We start from the raw sequence: 18,333 nt of genomic DNA, 5'->3' as shown, positions 1-18,333 counted from the left end.
TGCCCTGTCCCACGGCTCTTATTTGCCGCTGGCAGAACTGCCGCACGCGTCGCCTCTTGAAGAGGATATGCCCCGATCCAAACAATAATATTGCAGGGCGCCCCGAAGATTAAAACTGGCACGCAAGTAGATCAGATCAACTCCGTGCCTTGTGAGACATTTTGACCGCGGCTTCTTCGCTTGACGGTGAGCTGCTCACCTCGTGCCAAGTCTAACTGAACCGCGCCAGCCGGTGTGCGCCATGCAAGAACTGCGCGAGAAATGGAGCTGTTGGTCCGCGTCATAGGGTCGCGGTCCGGGCGCCCATTCAGCGAGAATAGTGTCGCAAATGTCGACCGTTCGCTTTGACAGCGTGCAAAATGGAAGCTCGGGGAGGGGGTCAACGAACCTGCCTCGACCGACGTCCAGCCCTGCGAAGGCTCGTTTTGTCCAACCATGACCTCACTCGGTGCTGATGCGCCCAGTAGGTCTACTGCATGCAGCGTAACGTCACCGAACTGACCCTCGTAACCTTCGCCGACCCGATTTACTGACCAACCGGGCGCCAGCTGAAACCACTGACGAAAATCGTGCGAAGCGCCTCTCCGATCAAAAAGCCAATCGACGACAATAAGGAACTCTCCTGGTGCGAGGATCAAGGTACGACGATGCACCAAGGAAGGGCGCAGCACGATCTTACTGTCGAATACGACAAGCCCATCCTGGACGTCTGCTTGAGCAAGCGCCGATCCGAAGACCGCTGTCTTCAGACGTGGATGGCTGCGGCCGTCGATTTCGACGCAATTGTGTGCTCGGGTCGATTCGACATACACCCGGCGGGGATCGGAATACCAAAAACCCTGCTCGTATAGCCCGTCGCCCCGGGTCGTGCGGCCCAAATAACCGAAGCGGCCAGGATCAGTGAGGATGGGCACCGTGCCTTCCGACCAGACGAAGGTGAGATGGTCGGCATGCTTATGAACGCGGGAGTGGTATGCCGCGAGCTGGGCGAGGTAGGACGCTTTCGCTGGATTCGCGCCTCCTTCACGAGAGTAGATGCGGGCGAAGGCATAGCCTGCTGTCTTGTAAGCCTGTACGCCTGATGGGGGAGGTTCCCCCGATGCCCCGGCCGTGAGAGCATGGCATAGATAGGGATCCTGATACTGTCTGGCCAGGGATTGATCCTGTCGGATGGATCCATGATCCGTGTCACCGAACGGAGCCAGCGACCCGTTCGGCATGATCATCCACATCAGGGCCCGTTCCGCGCGTGCGAGAAATTGTTCCTGGTTCTTTTCCAGTAAGCCCGCTTCCGACGCTCCGAGAAGGGAGCCTAGGACCATGCGGTGGTAGCCTGGCGAATGCTCTGCATGGACGCCTTCATCTGCGAAAAAGTGCTCGGACAGGCACTTGCGTAACCGCTCCTGGGCGAGCGCCTGGAAATGGCCGGAAGGCAGCAGATCGTTCAGTCGACGGGAGGCCGCCAACTGGGCAAGAGCTTGATAAAGCCCGTGGTTCGTATGCCCTCGGAAGATTGATGGATCGGCGAGTATTTCATGGTGAAACCGAAGTGACTGCAGTAACAGCTCGCATTCTTCGGCAGGGCGCAAACTGCCGCGAATGATGACCTCAGCAAGATAGGCGAGCCGGTAGATGCGCATGCCAACGGCCATGTCATACCAAGCGAAATTCTCCGGATTGCGCGCCTGTTCGGAAGCGATTTCTGCCGGGCCTTTGGCGAAGGCGGAAGCCTGATATCTCTTGAGCCAATCGAAAGCGTACGCCGCTGCAGCCTCCAGGCAGGCCTGGCTGTTTAAGCGGGAGTGAGTGGCCAGGAGGTCATTGATGGGATCCCATGCGTGCAGGTGAAACCGAAATGGCCGCGGATAATTGTCCCAGGGGATAGGTGGACGGAGACTGTTCAGAACATAGCCATCCCTTGCGAAGCCGGTGTCAACCATCGACTCGCAGGCCTCAAAGTCTGGCTGTGAAGCATTATTAAGTGCTTCTAGGCACTCAAACGGCCACATAGATCAAATGCCGTGCTTAAGGCTAATGAGCGGCCACCCCTGCGACCTTGTGCAGTCATTTGATGCGGGACGCTTGTGCGCCGAGGCCTTTAGTCAGGCCGCCGCGGCTGCCTCCGCGCTCGCCCTCTCCGTGACCACGCCAAAACCTTGAATGGCCCGAGTCGATGTGAGCGCCTTCAATTTTGTACTCTTTCTGGCAAAGAAGCCTGTGAAAAAATAGGATCCGTACTTATATTGTACGAATTCAGGCGTGTTGTTTTCGACATCGTAGAAGAATTCATTGCGGAACCGCAGGATGCCCTGCCTCAAATAGGTCTTAAAGACGGGGTCAGGATGCTCGAGATTCCGTGCCTTGGCAAAAATCTCTTTGATCTGTTCCTTGAGCTTTCGCTGGGGCATGCGCGCAAATACGCGCTCTTCGTCGATGAGCAGCGTTTGCGATAGGCCGAAGTGGCTGAAGATCGCCTGGAAATGGCTGAGAGGCCTGTAGAATATCGACGCGCGCTTAGGATAAAGATAAAACCAGCAGTCTGGATCCAGGACCGTCAGGCCGAAAATCCGGCGATGGCCTTCGCTCAGGACGAAGCGGGGCGAAAAGCCATTGGGCACTTTGAAAAAGACCATGCCCGTATCACTCAACAGCCAGTCGAGGTTCGCGACTAAGCTGGCCGTGTCGTAGATGTGCTCCAGTACATCGTTCAGGAGTACAAAGTCGAACGATCCTTTCTTGAATGTCTTGCGTACGTCGATACTCGATGCGTCGAGCACATTGAACTCGATCTCAGCGGTGTTGAGCGCGTTCGCCTTCGCGTATTCTATGAATTTGGCGCTAATATCGATCCCGCTTACCTTGGCTCCGGCCTTGGCCATTGCAATGGAGAACCCACCGTACGCGCATCCAACGTCGAGCACCCGTTTTCCCTTGAAGTCGAGGTCAATCGTGCGGGCAACCGTCTCGATGAGGGCTTCGCCGCGCACGAGGGTGCTCATCGGAAAACTGAGCGGCTTTTGGTCAAGGAGTTTCTCCGGAGTGCTCTTCACATCCGCCGCATAGAGCTTGACAAAGTCTTCGTACGCCATGGTCTTCCCGTCTGCTTAGGATTTGCCGCAGGTGGCTCGGGGGCTGCGCTAGAGTGTTGAAGCTACTACAGTTTGGGTTCGACTGCCAAGGCGATCAATTGCGGTAGCGGCGGGCCACAATCTCAGTTGCAGCTGGCTTGGCACGAACTAGCCTCGGGGACTCGGCAGGGCCCGCGCTTGGGCGAGCTGCTGTCGCAGTCGTTGACTGGTCTGATCGACCCCGGCTCGGTAGATTTGCGTTTGTTGGCTATCGACAGCATGAAATTCAATCGCTGGCGAGCAGCCGTTCGGCCCCGTAGTGTGTCGGGCGGCTGGCGGAGCTGCATCTGGCGGCGATCAAGACGGTGCGCTGGCTGCGGACGGAGGTTGACGAAGACCCGGCGGCCTGAGAGAGCTGAATCACGGCGCGGTGCTTGCTGGTGGCAGAGGATCCGGCGCATACGTCGAAAAGGCATAAGCGATGTTCGGTCGGATTTCTGTCTTGTTACTGTGCTGTCCCTGCAGTGAGATTGAGATTGGGTTATGTCTAGACCTGAACCTACGCTTAAGCTTGAGTCCGGAGGCTCGGCGCTCAAGGTGATCGGCGGTGCCAGGAGACGTCGTTGGTGGACATTGCATGACAAGCCACGGATCGTTGAGGAGACCCTAGGCGGGAGCATAGGTGTCGGTGGTCGCGCGCCGACATGGGCTGACGCCGCGGCAGCCGGCGCCGCGAGGCGCGTCAGCCGAGCGAGCAAGCGGGACCGCAGTTTGTGCCCCGGTGTAGAGGTGCCCTCAACGCTTCAGCAACGCTGGCAGTAGGGCGCGCACCGTGGCGACGATCGAACTCGAGATCGGCAACGTGTGGTTGCGGTTCGGCGACGACGCCTGCGCCAGGACATCGATGGTATCGGCAGTGATCCGGGCGTTGAAGGCACACTCGTGATTGGGCGGAATGGGACGGTCTGCCTCACGATGTCGGCCACGCCGGTTGATCCGCAAGGGCATGGAGTGACTGACCGCCTTGATATGCGAGTCAATGGGCGCCGACCGCATTCTGCGGGGCGATTTACTTTCCGGGCCAAGCGTGCAGACTCGTAAGAACACCCTGTTCGCGGCTCCGACAGCGGCGCCGAACATCGGGCCAGAATGCCTCGCTGATCGCGGCTTGCAAGCTGATCGATGTCGAGTGTACCGCTACCTGGCCGACGCCATCACCTGCATTGTCGACGGCCATCCGCAACGCCGACTCCATGAACTGCGACACTGGGCCTAGGCCGACGTCACCAAACTCAAGGCCGCGGTCTGAGAACGTAAGCGCTGTTTGATGTCCACGTTGCTCTGAGGCGAGGCAGTGAGGGAGTGTCCGGCGAGGAGGTCATGGGAGTTGGACCTATGTCGGACACAGAGCTTATGGCCAAGTCGGAGCCGGCGCGACGGCTGGAGATCTTCACTGGGGCCGGCCGGCGTCGGGCGTGGAGCGCCGAGCATAAGGCGCAGATCGTTGCAGAGGGCCTGGCAGGGAGGGCGTTGGTCAGCGCGGTGGCTCGGCGCCACGGCCTGACAGCGCAGCAGTTGGTCACGTGGCGGCGGCAAGCGCGCAGCGGCGGCGCTATGACGAGCACTGAACGGCTGGGCTTCGCGTCGGTCGTGGTCAGCTCGGCAGCGATCGATATCGAATTTGGTGGGACTCTTCGGTCGGCGGGCTGAGAGCCTGCCCGAGGACCAGCTCGAGCTTGCACTGGAGGATGCCGAGCAGGCGCCGGCACCGGCCCGGCTGATCAAAGGCGGGCTGCCGACCGAGGCGACCGTGGCCCATGTGCTGGTATCGAAGTTCACCGATCACCCTGCCGTTGTATCGCCAAGCTCAGATTTACGCCCGCCAGGGGATCACCCTCGATCGCTCGACCATGGCCGACGTGGGTGGGACGGGCGGCGTTCCTGTTGCGGCCCGTGCCGCCGGCGCCAGAATGGCGGCAAGAGCCGGGCCTCGACGAGCGCCTCGACTTGCGCAGGGCTATCGAGGGAGAATGGCACACGATGTGAGTAAGCGAAAAATTGCTATCTCAAGCATAGCGAAGGACGCTTAGGACCGCCGCCAAAAGCGCGAACTATACGGCCAGCTCAGCCTGGAAGAGCGCTGCAAGATTGCCGAGCTACAGCAGGCTGGCCATTCGATCCACCAAATCACGGCAGCTCTGAATCGCTCGCCGTTCGAGCATCTCTTGGGAACTGAAGCGCAATAGCGGCAAGCAGATCGGCTATAAGCCGGCCTACGCCCAGGAGCAGTCCGCCGCGCGGCGTTGGAAGGGGAGGGGCACGCCTGGACCGCAATGCCGAGCTGCGCGACCTCGTGCTCAAGCGCCTCAGCAGTGGCCGGTCACCCGAGCCGATCACCGGCTGGCTGGCCTGCATCAAGGCCGCGACCCGCATCCGCCACGAGAGCACCTACCGCTCCATCTACGACCAACTCCGCCGCGCGAACTACGGCTCGTGGCGTCGCTGCCCGCCCAGGGCGAGATACAAACGCCGACGCCGTCGGCGCTCCGGCCGATCTCTCGACCGCCCGATAAAAGGCCGTGTTCTCATCGCTTCACGCTGCCCGAGGGCCAAACCCAGCACGCCTTTGGGCACTGGGAAGTCGATCTCATGCTGTTCAGGCAAGCATGCCTTTGTCGATTCCGATATAGCAACTTGTCCACTGCTTGAATCTTTGGCCACCGTAGGCGAAACTAAAGCGATTGTGGAGCATAGATATTTGCCAAACACGCCACGCTTGGCGTGACGTGCCAGCCTCACGATTGTCACATCCGAATACTGGATTTGAGCTTAAGGAAGCAAGCAATGTCGAGTCGTACTGTGTGTACAATTTGCGCCAAGCCGATAACGAGAATGGATCGAAAGGGCCATTGTCCTCATTGCAACTCACCAGCACGCACTCGGAGCCTTCCCATCGTGCTAGAGCGATTCGTGAGATTGAGATTACCCAAGAGTCTTGCGACCGAAAAGCCACTCCTCGCGTTCGCCATGACGGCCGCAGAAAAGAAAGCTCTGGGAGCCACGTTCGCCAAGTTCACGTCTGTAAGTCTGTACGGAAACTATGGCGTCGACCATATCGAAGGCGTCGACGCGCGGGATCTATCGCGCTTCCCCAGCGACTTTTTTTCAGGGGTCTTTTCGATTTTGCTTTTTGACTATTTTGTGGAGGTCGATAAGGCATTGGAAGAGTGCTTCCGTGTCATCGCGCCCGGTGGACTATTTTTTACCTACGTTGGCGGGTATCGCCTCGTCGATGGTGACCTGCCTGCTACTGTTCAAAGTGTGATCCGACGCACCGAAACTTACTTTAACTATGTGCCGGAAGAATCTGGCATGGTCAGCATCAAGGTCGGGCGGGAAACCTTTGTAAGAGCGATGGAACGTGTTGGTTTCGAAGCGCGCCACACAAGTATTTGGGACGAAGCGTCCGGGGAGCGCAGTGACTGGTTTATAGGGATTAAGTCCGGCGTCAATAGAGCGGCGGGAAGAGTCGTTGTTGGGCAGCTCCCAAATAGCAAGACTCTCGGGAGCCCGCTGAAACGCGCTTTAAATCCCAATCATGGCCGAGCCGAGCCGCCATCTATGATGACAATGAAGCTGACCGTTCCGCAACTGCCCAATGGAGCGAGTGGAACCTATTTCGGAGAGCACGTTTACAGTCGCACAATGAAGAGTTCGACGCCGCACGTGATCCTTACTGGAAGATCTAAGATTGTTGAGTCCAAAGACAATGGCCACTCTTGGGAAGTCGTAAACATCCCAGACGTCGAGAAGCGACTTCTCTACAACTGCTTCACGACTGATGACGGCAATCACATCGTTCAATGCCTTCCAAGTACCTCTGAGGTCGACACGTCGAAAAGAACCAATCCACTTAGGGCCACAGTCTTTCTCTTCGACAAGGACTGGAAAGTGATTGAAGCGAGCGACGACCCAGAGGCTCGCTGGCATGGTCGAGCGTCCATTGATCAGTGCGGGAATACAATTATGTTTGCGGAGTACCACGATAACCAAGCGAAGTATCTACCTGCTTATCGGGATGACGTTGCTAAGTGGCGCCCACTCATGAATGCCAATCGAGTCTTCCGATCACGGGACGGAGGCCGTTCGTGGCATGTAGTATTCGAAGGCGCTCCAGAAATCATTCGCCATTTTCACACTTTGCAAGCAGACCCTTTTTTCCCCGGCACTTGGTGGCTTAGTTCGGGCGACCGTGCAGAAGAATCCCGAGTCTGGCGCTCGACCGATGACGGCGATTCGTGGATAGACGTTACCAATCCGGCCCCGAGCATTAAACTGCCCTTGATGTATAGAAAGCGTCATCAAGCGGCATTCCGGTATACTGATATTGTAATCGGCTCAGACCACATGATCTGGGGAAGTGACGATTTGCTCGGCGGCACCCTAGAGAGCGACCCTCGCGTCGAGCTTCAGAAACGAGCTGGTTCTAGGATTTATCGATCAACGAAGGCTGACCAACTCGAATTAGAGGAATTGGGTTATGTCGGTCACCCCGTCAGATCAATCGTCGACATTGGCCAAGCATACCTATTCATCACCGAAGCCAACCGAGGAAGGTTCCCACTCAATCCACAAGTCGTAGCGCTGTTCAAGGACGAGATGGACAAGCCAATCGAAGTAGCTCGAATTGACAACTTTAGGCCTAACCCGACCGGCTTCACGTATTCCAAAGCTAGCAAAGCTAGTCTTGATGGCCGGTTCTTCAGCTATCGCAATCCCACGGACGCGTTCAATGGTGATAGACCATGCGTCCTGCAATGGGATATTGAACTGATCTAGTTTAGGACATTGGTGCACTGAATTGTCTGCAAGTCTGAAATTTGGTGCGCTGGACGCACACTGGCTCGATCTGCGGCGTCATTATGGGGCGGTCCGTCAGTCGATTGCATCTCGCGCCTTGAGGCCATTCGCCTATCTTGAGATCAGCCCAAAGCCATCGATGATTTCGGCTACTGCAACCGCTGACCATATCCTCAAGAACGGATGGTCCCTCCCGGGTGGAAAGATTGCTTCAGTCTGTCCCCCTTTGAAATGGAGTGGGCACTCCCGTTCTTTCGAATTCCATCTCCACGCTTGGATGCCAATACAGCGCTTACTTACTGCTTTTGACGCGAGTCGCTCGTGGGAATATTTCGATGCCGCGGTCGCTATGGCAGAGGATTGGATGTCTTCCTGCGCGATAGATTTCTCGACAGATTCGATCGAGTGTCTTGCGGAGCACACCATCCGTGAAGCCGAAGGTAGCTGGTGGTATGACATGGCTGTTGCGCAAAGGCTACATAGGCTTTCGTACATTGCCGACGTCTGCGCTAGAGTTGATGGGATATCTGACGTTCGTCTGAACAGGATGTTTGACCACTTAATTCTCCATAACATTGTGCTCTGTAGCGAGGAAGTTTATCGGCCGACCACCAATCATGGATTCTTCCAGGCGCTAAACCAGTTTGCCGCCATGCGCCGTCTCCCGCCGCAGCTAGATTGCGACGGGCAATTCCTGAGCTTGTCTCGGCAACGTCTCAGAGAAATGGTTAGCAAGCAGTATTCGGCTAGCATGGTCCACTTGGAGCACAGCCCCGGGTATCATTACATGGTAACTGTCGCTCTCATGAATGCATTGCGGGCCGGGATCCTCGATCCGGAGCTAGTCTCTCTTCTACATGAAGCAGAGCGCAACCTCGGGTGGATGGTAACTCCAACGGGCAACTTGGCCTGCTTCGGAGATACTGATCCTCGTTCTCTTTTTTTGGATTCTGAAGTTGATTTTTTTGACGAGCCTACGCTCCGCGCAACATTGCGGCAAAGCAAAGAGACTCCAGTAGGAGTCAAGGCCTTTTTGGACGCCGGCTACGCGTTCGCTCGGCTGTATCCGCTAAACGTCAAAGAAAGCACAGAAAACACGTCATACCTCGCGCAGACTGCCTGCTTCCACTCTCGCGTTCACAAGCACGCTGATCATTTGTCTTTCGTCTGGCATGAAAGAGGCCACAGCATTTTAGTCGATCCGGCACGATATGCTTACAGTGAACGGACCGAAGTGGGCTCAGCTCTTAACAAACAAGGCTTCTGGTACTCCGATCCCAAGCGTATCTATTGCGAAACAACCAAGGCGCACAACACCGTCGAGATCGATAGCCAGAGCTTTCCCAGGACAAAGGTGACTCCATGGGGATCTGCCTTAGTTTACGCCGGACAGCAAAGGGAACTTGTCGTAACCGAGTGTTTCGCGACCCATTTTCGCGCGATCCGCCATCGGCGCTATTTGATTATGCGTCCTGGTCATTTTTTGCTTGTCCTCGATTGGCTTTATGATCGATCCGGCACCCCTCATGATTACCGCCAATGGTTTCATTTTGACTCGCCATGGGAGTTGGTTGATGAGGGAGCTCATGTGCGCGCTGGTCACTCTGGCGCACCGTTTGAAATCTGCGTTGCAAGTCTGGTTGCTGCGCCTTCGCTTGGAGCAATAGTCCGAGGGCAAGAAACGCCAGAACTTTTAGGCTGGCAATCTGACAGGCAGAACAGCTTGATACCGTCAAGCTGTCTGCAATTTCATGCCAATTCCAACAAGCCAGTTATCTTTGCGACGCTCTTTGCGATCACTAATACCCTACATTTCGATCAATGCTATACTATTATCAATTCCAGTATGAAGGCTGGAAAAATTAGATGGGATGACGACGCAGGTTCAAACTGCGTTACCATTGGCCAGCAGTCGACGGGACACGTTATCGCTGAGTGGAGCGCCGATGCGAATCTTGATTAACTCGTTCGTTAGCTATCTAGGTTCGAAATCCAATAAATGTGTCGACGCTAAGGTCGCTTGGCGAACCCGTGTAAGGAGCACTGAAGAGGCGGAGCCGTTTGTGTTTGCTGAGCGATGAGCGAAGTGTGTGATTGCTCAGCAACGCCAAAAGAACAAGGTCGGCGTAATAGACTGCTTGTACTTGGGGAGCGTGAGGTAGGTGAGCCAATACCATGTGGAAGCGGATCGTCTATGAGACGTTGATTGGAGGCGCAGAACGACGCGCCCGATGGAAATGGCACCACCATAGCTGGGGCTTAGTGGCAACGATTACTGTTGTGCTCTCCGCTCTGGCTACCTATAGCGCGACCGCTGAAAGTGTGGACGCTACCGAAGCGGAATTGCGCGAAAGAGCGCTTTCTGGTGCCGCGAGGTACTCAAGGATCGCAAATGTGTATGCGCCGCAAGCTGCCTCCAGTGAGAGAGCCGCCTCGACTGTAGCAGTCACCGGCCAAGTGCTACTTGAGGCTTTCCTAGCGACAAACAACCAGCTCTATCTGGACAAGGCTAGGAAAGCGGCCGACACGATCGTTGGCTATCCGGATATGAACCATAACGGGACTTACGGCTGGGGGCGGTACTGGTCGAAGATTGAAGGGAGTCAGAGTCAGCCAGGTGATGGGAGCAACACGACGTTCGCTGTTGGTTGTTCGCTCGAGAAGAACAAGCCCTACGACGACGAGATGTATGACAATGCGCGAATCGGCCACTTTCTGTTGGAGCTTTACGAAGTCACCGGAATACCCTCGTATCTTGAAGCTACGCGTCGCATGATTGATGATACTTGGAATGTCGGCGAGCGCAACAGCGACGGCGGTTTCTTCTATTTCAAGACCATCGGACCGTGTGATCGCGGATGGCATGTCAAGAATGTCAACATGCTTATGGCTGTACCAATCGCGTTGCTCGCGCGTATCACCGGCGAGCCAAAGTATCGCGAACGCCTCAAGGCGGTGATAAGGGCCGAATTAGCCGAAGTTCGTCGGATGATCGACGGGAAGCCAGCGCCCAACCTCGGGTACTATGGCGTGCAGACGATGCGCGACCACCCGACCCAGGGTACTTATGTAAGCCGTGCGCAAACAACGGATCTCACGGGCCCTGTTTCATGCAATTCCAAGACAGGGTCGGGTGAAAGCTGTACAGCGCATCTCGGGCTTGAAGCTCGCGCCATCGATATCGTTCTAAGGACGTCTGATCTGGGCGTCCTTGCCGTCGATGATATCAAGACAATAATGGCAGGGCATGAGGCACGCGACGACGAAATGTGCGCCAGGCCGACGACGGCGCTGGGGCGGATGCGCAGTATTACGTATTGCACTGCGTATTATTGTGCACTTCGACACTTGGAGCCCAGATATTTGGAGTTGTGCGCTGAGCGTACGAAGCAGTTTGGGCCATCGACACCCGACATTGTGCTAGGTCTTTTTTGGGGGCGGTCCGATAGGTTCCGAGCCCCCGCGCAAGATGGCTCTACAAACGGTGCCGTAGACAAGTAAAAGATCAACTCAGAGCACGCTTGAGCGACGCGACAATTCGGTCAGCAGTTTTGCCGTCCCAGCGGTCCGGAATGGTACGACCAGCATGGCCACTCTTCCAGGCGCTTACGACTTGGGGAGCAAGGTTCGTAAGGTCCGTCATTTGAGCCAATCGGTTGGAGCCCGAGGCAACCGTCACCGGTCTTTCAGTCGATTCACGCACAGTGATGCAGGGAATTCCGAGATAGCAGGTCTCCTCTTGGATGCCGCCGGAGTCGGTGATCACCAACGCACAATCCGAAAGGAGGCTCATGAAATCGACGTAGCCAAGGGGGCTGCAGACCTTAACCGTCGCCGCTTGTTGAAGCTTCTTGGTCAGTCCAAATTCCTCCACCCGAGCCTTCGTGCGTGGGTGCATGGGGAAGACGAGCGGCAGGGAGGATGATACCTCTATAATAGCCGACAAGGCTGCATCCAACGCATCCACTGTGTCGACGTTGATTGGGCGGTGAAGAGTGACTACGCCGTAGTTCTTCTTCTCTAGGCCCAAACGCTTGGCGATCTCGGCTTTTTCGATAGCGCCCTGCATCATGACCAGGCTATCGATCATGATGTTGCCAACCCGGTCGATCCGGCTGGCCGGAATTCCCTCACGAGCAAGGTTCTCGTCGGCATCGGGCGAGGGCGTCCACAACAGGTCGGAAATCGCATCCGTCAGCAACCGATTGATCTCCTCCGGCATCGTCCGATCGAAACTTCGCAACCCAGCCTCCAGGTGAGAGACCTGAAGGTGGAGTTTCTTGGCGGCGATGGCGCAGGCCATGGTCGAATTGACATCGCCAACCACAACGACATTGTCTGGTGCGGTCTGCCGGCAAAGCTCTTCGTAGGCCGTCATGACAGCCGCCGTTTGTTGCGCGTGGCTACCACTGCCGACCCCCAGATGAAAGTCGGGCGCCGGCAACCCCAAGTCCGAAAAGAAGACGTCCGACATCATCGCGTCATAATGCTGCCCTGTGTGCACAAGCACGGGCTTGCACCAGGTTTCCTTGTTGAGTGCATGCCAGAGCGGAGCGACTTTCATGAAATTCGGCCGCGCGCCCGCTATTAAATGGATTGATTTCATGCCCATCCCCAGAATGTGGCAGGGTTATAACGCACAGACTCGTCGTTATCAGGTGGAATATTTGATCAAATTCGATATTGTTATTATCCATCTCAAAAGCCGAAATAAATTGAGGTTCGGTTGACTGCGATCTGCCGGACAGCACTTGGGACGTGCGCCAGACTGCGCGGCACACTGAGGCGGTTGTCGATCTCCCCCAGAGTTGCGGTCCATATGCCGAGCCACTTTTCCCACATGGCGGGGGCCGAAAGTGCCACTTCAGAGTGGCCGTCAGTGCGGTCTTCTTCGGTCCCGATCATTGCCGCGTTGAACGTAATGGACGCAACTCTGCGGGGTTTTTGGAGGCCAGACACTATGGTAGATGCCTGGAGTGACCCTATGTCGCTGTCCCAACCTAAGCGGGGGCACGTTGGCTCCGGGCACGGCCGGAAAGGGATGCTCCGGGCCTGAAGTTGCTGCGGTATGGCGAATGTCACACTTGTGGTAGCTATCAGGTGCGTAAGAGCTGCCCGTGCAGCGGGACTGGGGGATGGGAAGATGTGCGGCATCATTGGCATCATCGGCAAGGCACCGGTCACACCCTTGCTGGTTGAGGCGCTGAAGCGCCTTGAGTACCGCGGCTATGACTCGGCCGGCGTCGCCACTCTCGTCAACGGGCACATCGATCGCCGGCGCGCCGAAGGCAAGCTTGTCAACCTCGAGGCGCGGCTCGGCGCCGAGCCTCTGGCCGGCACGATTGGCATCGGCCACACGCGCTGGGCGACCCACGGCCAGCCCTCGGAGCGTAATGCCCATCCGATCGCCACGGAGCGTGTCGCTGTCGTGCACAACGGCATCATCGAGAATTTCCAGGAACTCAAGGACGAACTGCTGGCCGACGGACGTCGTTTTGACAGCGATACCGATACCGAAGTCGTGGCCCAGCTGCTCACCTCCTATCTGGAGCGTCAGTGGCCGCCGGAAAAGGCAATGGCCGAAGCGATGGAGCGCCTGCGCGGCGCCTTCGCCCTCGTTGCTCTGTTCAGCGGTCGCCACGATACGCTTATCGGCGCCCGGCGCGGCAGTTCGCTGGCGGTGGGCTACGGCGAAGGGGAGATGTACATCGGCACTGATGCATTGGCTCTGGCCCCGTTTACCAAGTGCGTCACCTATCTTGAGGAGGACGACTGGGTCGTGCTTGATGCCAACAGCGCCAGGATCTTCCAGGGCGACAAGGAAGTGCGACGGGAGATTCGCCAGAGCGGCATCTCGGGTGCCATGATGGGCAAGGGTAATCACCGCCATTTCATGCTGAAGGAGATCTACGAACAGCCCGGCGTGATCGGCGACACGTTGCACACCTATCTCGATCCCACAACTCGCTCGGTCAGTCTACCGGCACTGCCGTTCGAGTGGGCCAAGGTCCCGCGGCTAACCATCACCGCCTGCGGCACGGCCTGCTTCGCCGGCATGGTGGCAAAGTACTGGTTCGAGAAGCTGGCGCGCCTGCCAGTCGAAGTCGAGGTTGCATCGGAGCTGCGTTACCGCGAGCCGCCCTTGCCGGATGGCGGCGTATGCATCGCCATCTCCCAGTCAGGTGAGACCATCGATACGCTGGCGGCGCTTCGCTATGCCAAGGCTCACAAACAGACGATCCTGTCGGTGGTCAATGTCCCGGAAAGCGCCATCGCGCGCGAATCGCATGTCGTGCTGCCGACACTGGCGGGGCCGGAAATCGGCGTCGCTTCGACCAAGGCCTTCACGACACAGCTCGCCGTGCTGCTCGCTGCGGCGATCGATGCGGGGCGGGCACGTGGCGCTTTGGCCAAAGATCACGAGGCGCAACTGGCCAACGCCCTGATCGAGTTGCCGGCGCATGTCAACGAAGCGCTGAACATGGAAGAGCAGTACAAGCGCATCGCGGAGGATGTCCTCTCGCAGGCGCGCGACGTTCTCTATCTCGGACGCGGCCTGTCCTTTCCGATCGCTCTGGAAGGCGCGTTGAAGCTCAAGGAGATCTCCTACATTCACGCTGAAGGCTATGCCGGCGGCGAGATGAAGCACGGTCCGATCGCGCTGATCGACGAGGCCGTTCCCGTCGTCGTCGTGGCACCGAGCGACGCGCTGTTTGACAAGATCGCCTCGAACTTCGAGCAGGTGAAGGCCCGCGGCGGCAAACTGGTGCTGCTGAGCGATGCTGCGGGCAACGCGCGCCTGGGCGCCCAGGCTGCCGCGTCGATCAGCCTACCCAAGATCGATCCGGTGGTAGCGCCGATCCTCTACAGCGTTCCGGTACAGCTACTGGCCTATCACACCGCCGTAGCCAAAGGCACCGATGTCGACCAGCCACGCAACCTCGCCAAGAGCGTGACCGTGGAGTAGGAAATGCAAGACAATAGCAGAATGAATGCGACGGGTTGCCCTGAACTGACTGGAGAATCAGGATTCGAACCTGGACTAACCCCGTTGACTGAGCTGTTCTCCAATTACACTACTCCCCGAGCCCCGCACTTTGGACGCGCACGGGCCGGCACCGCTCGCCGGGAATGACCAGGGACGGTGTGGATATCGCGCCGGCGTGCTCAACGCTGCAATTCAAATTCCGATGAGGGCGCGGCAGGCTCATCCGGAGCGTAGTCTCTGGTGGATAGTGGAGCTTGTGGCCGATTGACCGATAAGAAGGGCATGACCAAGAGGGCCGTTCCGAACGCTTGCCGTTATGAGAGGTCCCTCCAGCAGATGTGCTCAAGCCGAAGGTCCGCCTGTTGGTGAGGAAGGATGGAGGAGCGGGAGAGTGCGGGCAGTTTTTTGCAAGATCGCCGGTGTGGACCCAGTAATGCTGGAAGACTGCCCGGCCACCGATCGGGTGTGGGCGGCCCAGCTCGGATTTTCCCTGCTCCTGAACTTCGTCGTGGTGTTTGGCCTCGCCTACTACTCGATCGGCTATTTCCTCGGCGAAATCTATGCTCGTCTCTTCGTGGCCTTCATGGTTGCAGCTGTCGTCACGACGTTCGATCGTGCGTTGTTTCAGTTCGATTGGTTCACGGTCTCTTTGCTTCACGAAGCGCGTGGGTTCGATCGTGATCACAGTACGTCATGGCGCCGCTTGGTGGCTTTTGCGCGACCCTTCTGGAGGTTGTCGTTTCGTCTGCTCATCTCACTCGCCATAGCCTACACGCTGTCGGTATTTGCTGAGCTTGCCGTGTTTGACGGGGCCATTCGTGAAAGGATGGCTGTCGATAACTTTTCCCAAAATGCCCCGTACCGCCAAAGGGTCGCCGATTTCGAAAAAGGCCTCGATGAGAAAGGCACTGCGCAGCGTGCCGTCGTCAGCCGATTGGAAGGCGAGCTAGCCGTGCTGCAAAGGGGCTTCGCCTCTCATATCGATCAGGATGAGTACGATCTCCTCCGGCGGGATTCTGCGGACGCACGCAGCCGGATTGCGACAATCGACAGCACGCTCACAGACAACGAAAAACGGATAAGGGCTTTGAATGAGGACATTTACGCAGAGCGTTATGGACTCAAGGACAAGCCCTATCGCACAGGTCGACCTGGCTGCGAAGCGCCAAGCCTTTGCTACAATCTGGTTGTTACAGTTCGCGAGATACGTGACGCCAACGACAAGCTGCGTAGGGAGGCTGACACTCTTCGCGCCAGAGCGACCGAATTGGATGGTAAGGCCAGCGAGCTTGCCAAGCGGCGAGCTGAAGGTGAGGTCGTCAATACCCGGCACAAGGAACTTGAGACGCTGCGTGCCGAGTTGGCCGCCTTCGAAGCTCGGAGACCTGCTCTAGTTGCTGACTATGAAGCGCAGCTGAGGCGAGATGGAGTGTACCGCCCTTTGCGTGACGATCCCATCATTCGCTTGGGCGTTATGGATGAGCTCCGCCACGATCCAGTGAGAGGGTCAGCATTCACGCAGATGTCATATCTAATCAAGGCCTTCATCGCGTTTCTCGAGCTGGCGCCGGTTCTGGCCAAAATCTTGTTTGCCCCGCCTACGGTGTACTCGGCCAGGATCAGGACGGCTGTCGCTCTAGGACAGAGGGATGCCTTTCGCGAGATCGACGATCGCGCCAACATTGCCCCTTTCGGCGTCATCAACGTTGTTGGCGTGAGCCAATCGGACAATTCTCGACTCGTTGTCGGTACAAATGCCACGTCGCCAGGGCTCGACGTGCCCCAGTCAAAGGCTCTGGCGTCGCCACGGCCGAGTCCCCCACCTGAGCCCTTGCCACGCTCCGACTTTGGCTCATTTGAACAGGCCGCAATCGCCTGGCTGATGAAATGGGTCGAGGCAAGCCCCGACCATAGACGCGCCGCAGGTGATTATTACACGACGAGGTTGCCAAACGGCCCGCTATTCGTCGCATCCGACATGGCGATTGTTGACTACAGCCGCGCTCATTTTCTGAGGCAGGCGCGGTTTTTCGAGCTTGGCATAGGCTTCGGTGAACTCAGCCTGTGCCTAGCCGTGAGCGGATTTCGAACAGTAGGTTTCGAGTCTGATGCGGGTCGCTACGAAGCGGCTACTGCGCTGACTGCCGAGATGTCGCGACAAGGTTTCAATACCACCCAACTGTCTCTGCTCCGTGGTTTCTTCCCGAATGTCTTCCAGCTCGACCGGACCGATATCAGCGGTGAGGCTGTGTTCGTCTCCACCAACGTCACCAGCAATCTGATGATGGAAGCGATCGACAATGTTATCTGGTCTTTACGCTTTTTTGACCATCTAATCATTGATCTGTCGCGATTTGGCGAAGTGCGGGATTTGCCGTCGCAAAGAGCCTTGATCATCAAGCTGCAGGAGCTCGGCTTCAGGGAGATCGCACAGGTCTACGCGATGGGCGATACGGATATACGGCATTTCGCGCACAAGCAAAGCTCTAGCCGTAGCTTTCGGGGATCGGAGCCTATCTAGACGGTGATTTGCGATCAGGGTGCCTGACTGACTTCTCAGGATAACGGATAGATCACGGGCGACGCTGTCGGGAGGAAAATTGTGGGAACTATCCTTTGCTCCGTGGTAAGTAACGAAAAGAAGTGGGGTTGCCCGAAGCTTCGAAATGACGGCCCAAACGACTCTATTTCGTTTGCATACAAGATAATCGCCATGCGACGCAGGCTCGACCTTTTGTCCACGCCGTAAATCACTAGGCTGTGGTGACAATTTGAGGATAGCCTTCGGACGGCAATTCTGATTCAACGCTGGCTTTTGGAGAGGCTGGCGTGGAAGGCGAAGTGTTGAGGGACGATCAGTGGGCACGACTGGAGCGGTTCGTGCCTGGCGGTCGCAAGGGTAAGCGCGGTCCACGCAGTGATGGTCGTCGTTTTCAGGATGCAGTGCTGTGGGTGGCGTTCTCTGGGGCCCGTTGGCGCGACCTCCCTGAAGATCGGTTTGGTCCCTACCAGACGGCCAAGCGGCGTACTATCGATGGATCGAGGCCGGTGTCATTTATCGAATATTCGAGGCCGTCGCGGGCAGATCGCGATCTGGAATGGCTCTCGATCGACGCCACTTGTGATACGCGCCAATGCGCGAGCCGCCAGCGGGCGGCGTAAAAGGGGGGGGCCGCAAGCCCAGGCTCTCGGGCGCTCGCGCGGGGGGGGGGCTTCGGCAGCATCCACGCGGTAGTCGATACGCTCGGCCTGCCGGTCCGCTTCGCGCTCGGACCGGCGCAACAAAACGATATGGCACCGGCATGCGACTTGATTCGCGGCCTTCCAGCCCATCAGGTTATCGCCGACAAAGCCTATGACGCTGCTGTGAGCCCAGTCTCTCATCCAGCTGATGCCAGAGTCCTTGGGTGATTTTGA

At 57.4% G+C, this 18,333-nt stretch carries 11 protein-coding genes and 2 pseudogenes; 9 read left to right on the top strand and 4 right to left on the bottom strand.

Annotated elements, in window-relative coordinates; genetic code table 11:
• Positions 1-131: 131 nt before the first annotated feature.
• Positions 132-1,940, bottom strand: coding sequence for a heparinase II/III family protein (locus tag Q0Q48_RS11600; RefSeq protein WP_295137659.1), 1,809 nt, complete (start codon positions 1,938-1,940; stop codon positions 132-134).
• A 162-nt stretch (positions 1,941-2,102) separates the two neighbouring features.
• A complete protein-coding gene (locus tag Q0Q48_RS11595; RefSeq protein WP_295137657.1) occupies positions 2,103-3,089 on the bottom strand; it encodes a methyltransferase domain-containing protein in 987 nt (328 codons plus the stop codon).
• 1,374 nt (positions 3,090-4,463) lie between these two features.
• Here Q0Q48_RS11595 and Q0Q48_RS11590 point away from each other — a divergent pair.
• The 6 genes and pseudogenes from Q0Q48_RS11590 to Q0Q48_RS11570 all read left to right on the top strand — a co-directional run bounded on the left by Q0Q48_RS11590 (position 4,464) and on the right by Q0Q48_RS11570 (position 11,429).
• The gene (locus tag Q0Q48_RS11590; protein WP_295137655.1) at positions 4,464-4,778 is read left to right on the top strand and encodes a transposase; all 315 of its coding nucleotides are present in this window, start codon (positions 4,464-4,466) and stop codon (positions 4,776-4,778) included.
• Positions 4,779-4,824: 46 nt separating this feature from the next.
• Positions 4,825-5,024, top strand: a pseudogene (locus Q0Q48_RS11585) (transposase); the annotation flags it as partial.
• Between the two features lie 173 nt (positions 5,025-5,197).
• The gene (locus Q0Q48_RS28690) at positions 5,198-5,314 is read left to right on the top strand and encodes a hypothetical protein (protein WP_366915283.1); all 117 of its coding nucleotides are present in this window, start codon (positions 5,198-5,200) and stop codon (positions 5,312-5,314) included.
• Between the two features lie 781 nt (positions 5,315-6,095).
• Positions 6,096-7,907 carry a methyltransferase domain-containing protein gene (locus Q0Q48_RS11580; protein WP_295137653.1) on the top strand — a complete coding sequence of 604 codons (1,812 nt, stop codon included), beginning with the start codon at positions 6,096-6,098 and terminating at the stop codon, positions 7,905-7,907.
• 160 nt (positions 7,908-8,067) lie between these two features.
• Entirely contained in the window at positions 8,068-9,891 is a 1,824-nt protein-coding gene (locus Q0Q48_RS11575; protein WP_295138266.1) for a heparinase II/III family protein, read from the top strand.
• Positions 9,892-10,103: 212 nt separating this feature from the next.
• Positions 10,104-11,429, top strand: coding sequence for a hypothetical protein (locus Q0Q48_RS11570; protein WP_295137651.1), 1,326 nt, complete (start codon positions 10,104-10,106; stop codon positions 11,427-11,429).
• Between the two features lie 4 nt (positions 11,430-11,433).
• On the opposite strand, the gene wecB is transcribed toward Q0Q48_RS11570, so the two are convergent.
• Both wecB and Q0Q48_RS11560 read right to left on the bottom strand, forming a co-directional pair.
• Positions 11,434-12,534 carry a non-hydrolyzing UDP-N-acetylglucosamine 2-epimerase gene (gene wecB, locus Q0Q48_RS11565; protein ID WP_295137649.1) on the bottom strand — a complete coding sequence of 367 codons (1,101 nt, stop codon included), beginning with the start codon at positions 12,532-12,534 and terminating at the stop codon, positions 11,434-11,436.
• Positions 12,535-12,626: 92 nt separating this feature from the next.
• A complete protein-coding gene (locus Q0Q48_RS11560; protein ID WP_295137647.1) occupies positions 12,627-12,833 on the bottom strand; it encodes a hypothetical protein in 207 nt (68 codons plus the stop codon).
• Between the two features lie 238 nt (positions 12,834-13,071).
• Between Q0Q48_RS11560 and glmS the strand changes: the two genes are divergently transcribed.
• The 3 genes and pseudogenes from glmS to Q0Q48_RS11545 form a co-directional block, all read left to right on the top strand.
• On the top strand, positions 13,072-14,895 hold the full coding sequence (glmS, locus tag Q0Q48_RS11555) for a glutamine--fructose-6-phosphate transaminase (isomerizing) (RefSeq protein ID WP_295137645.1): 1,824 nt from the start codon (positions 13,072-13,074) through the stop codon (positions 14,893-14,895).
• 412 nt (positions 14,896-15,307) lie between these two features.
• Entirely contained in the window at positions 15,308-17,437 is a 2,130-nt protein-coding gene (locus Q0Q48_RS11550; protein WP_295137643.1) for a DUF4407 domain-containing protein, read from the top strand.
• A gap of 308 nt (positions 17,438-17,745) precedes the next feature.
• A pseudogene (locus tag Q0Q48_RS11545) lies at positions 17,746-18,333 on the top strand (IS5 family transposase); the annotation flags it as partial.

The sequence above is a fragment of the uncultured Reyranella sp. genome (genome assembly GCF_945957355.1).
Classification (GTDB): domain Bacteria; phylum Pseudomonadota; class Alphaproteobacteria; order Reyranellales; family Reyranellaceae; genus Reyranella.
This window is presented reverse-complemented; position numbering and strand designations above follow the sequence as displayed.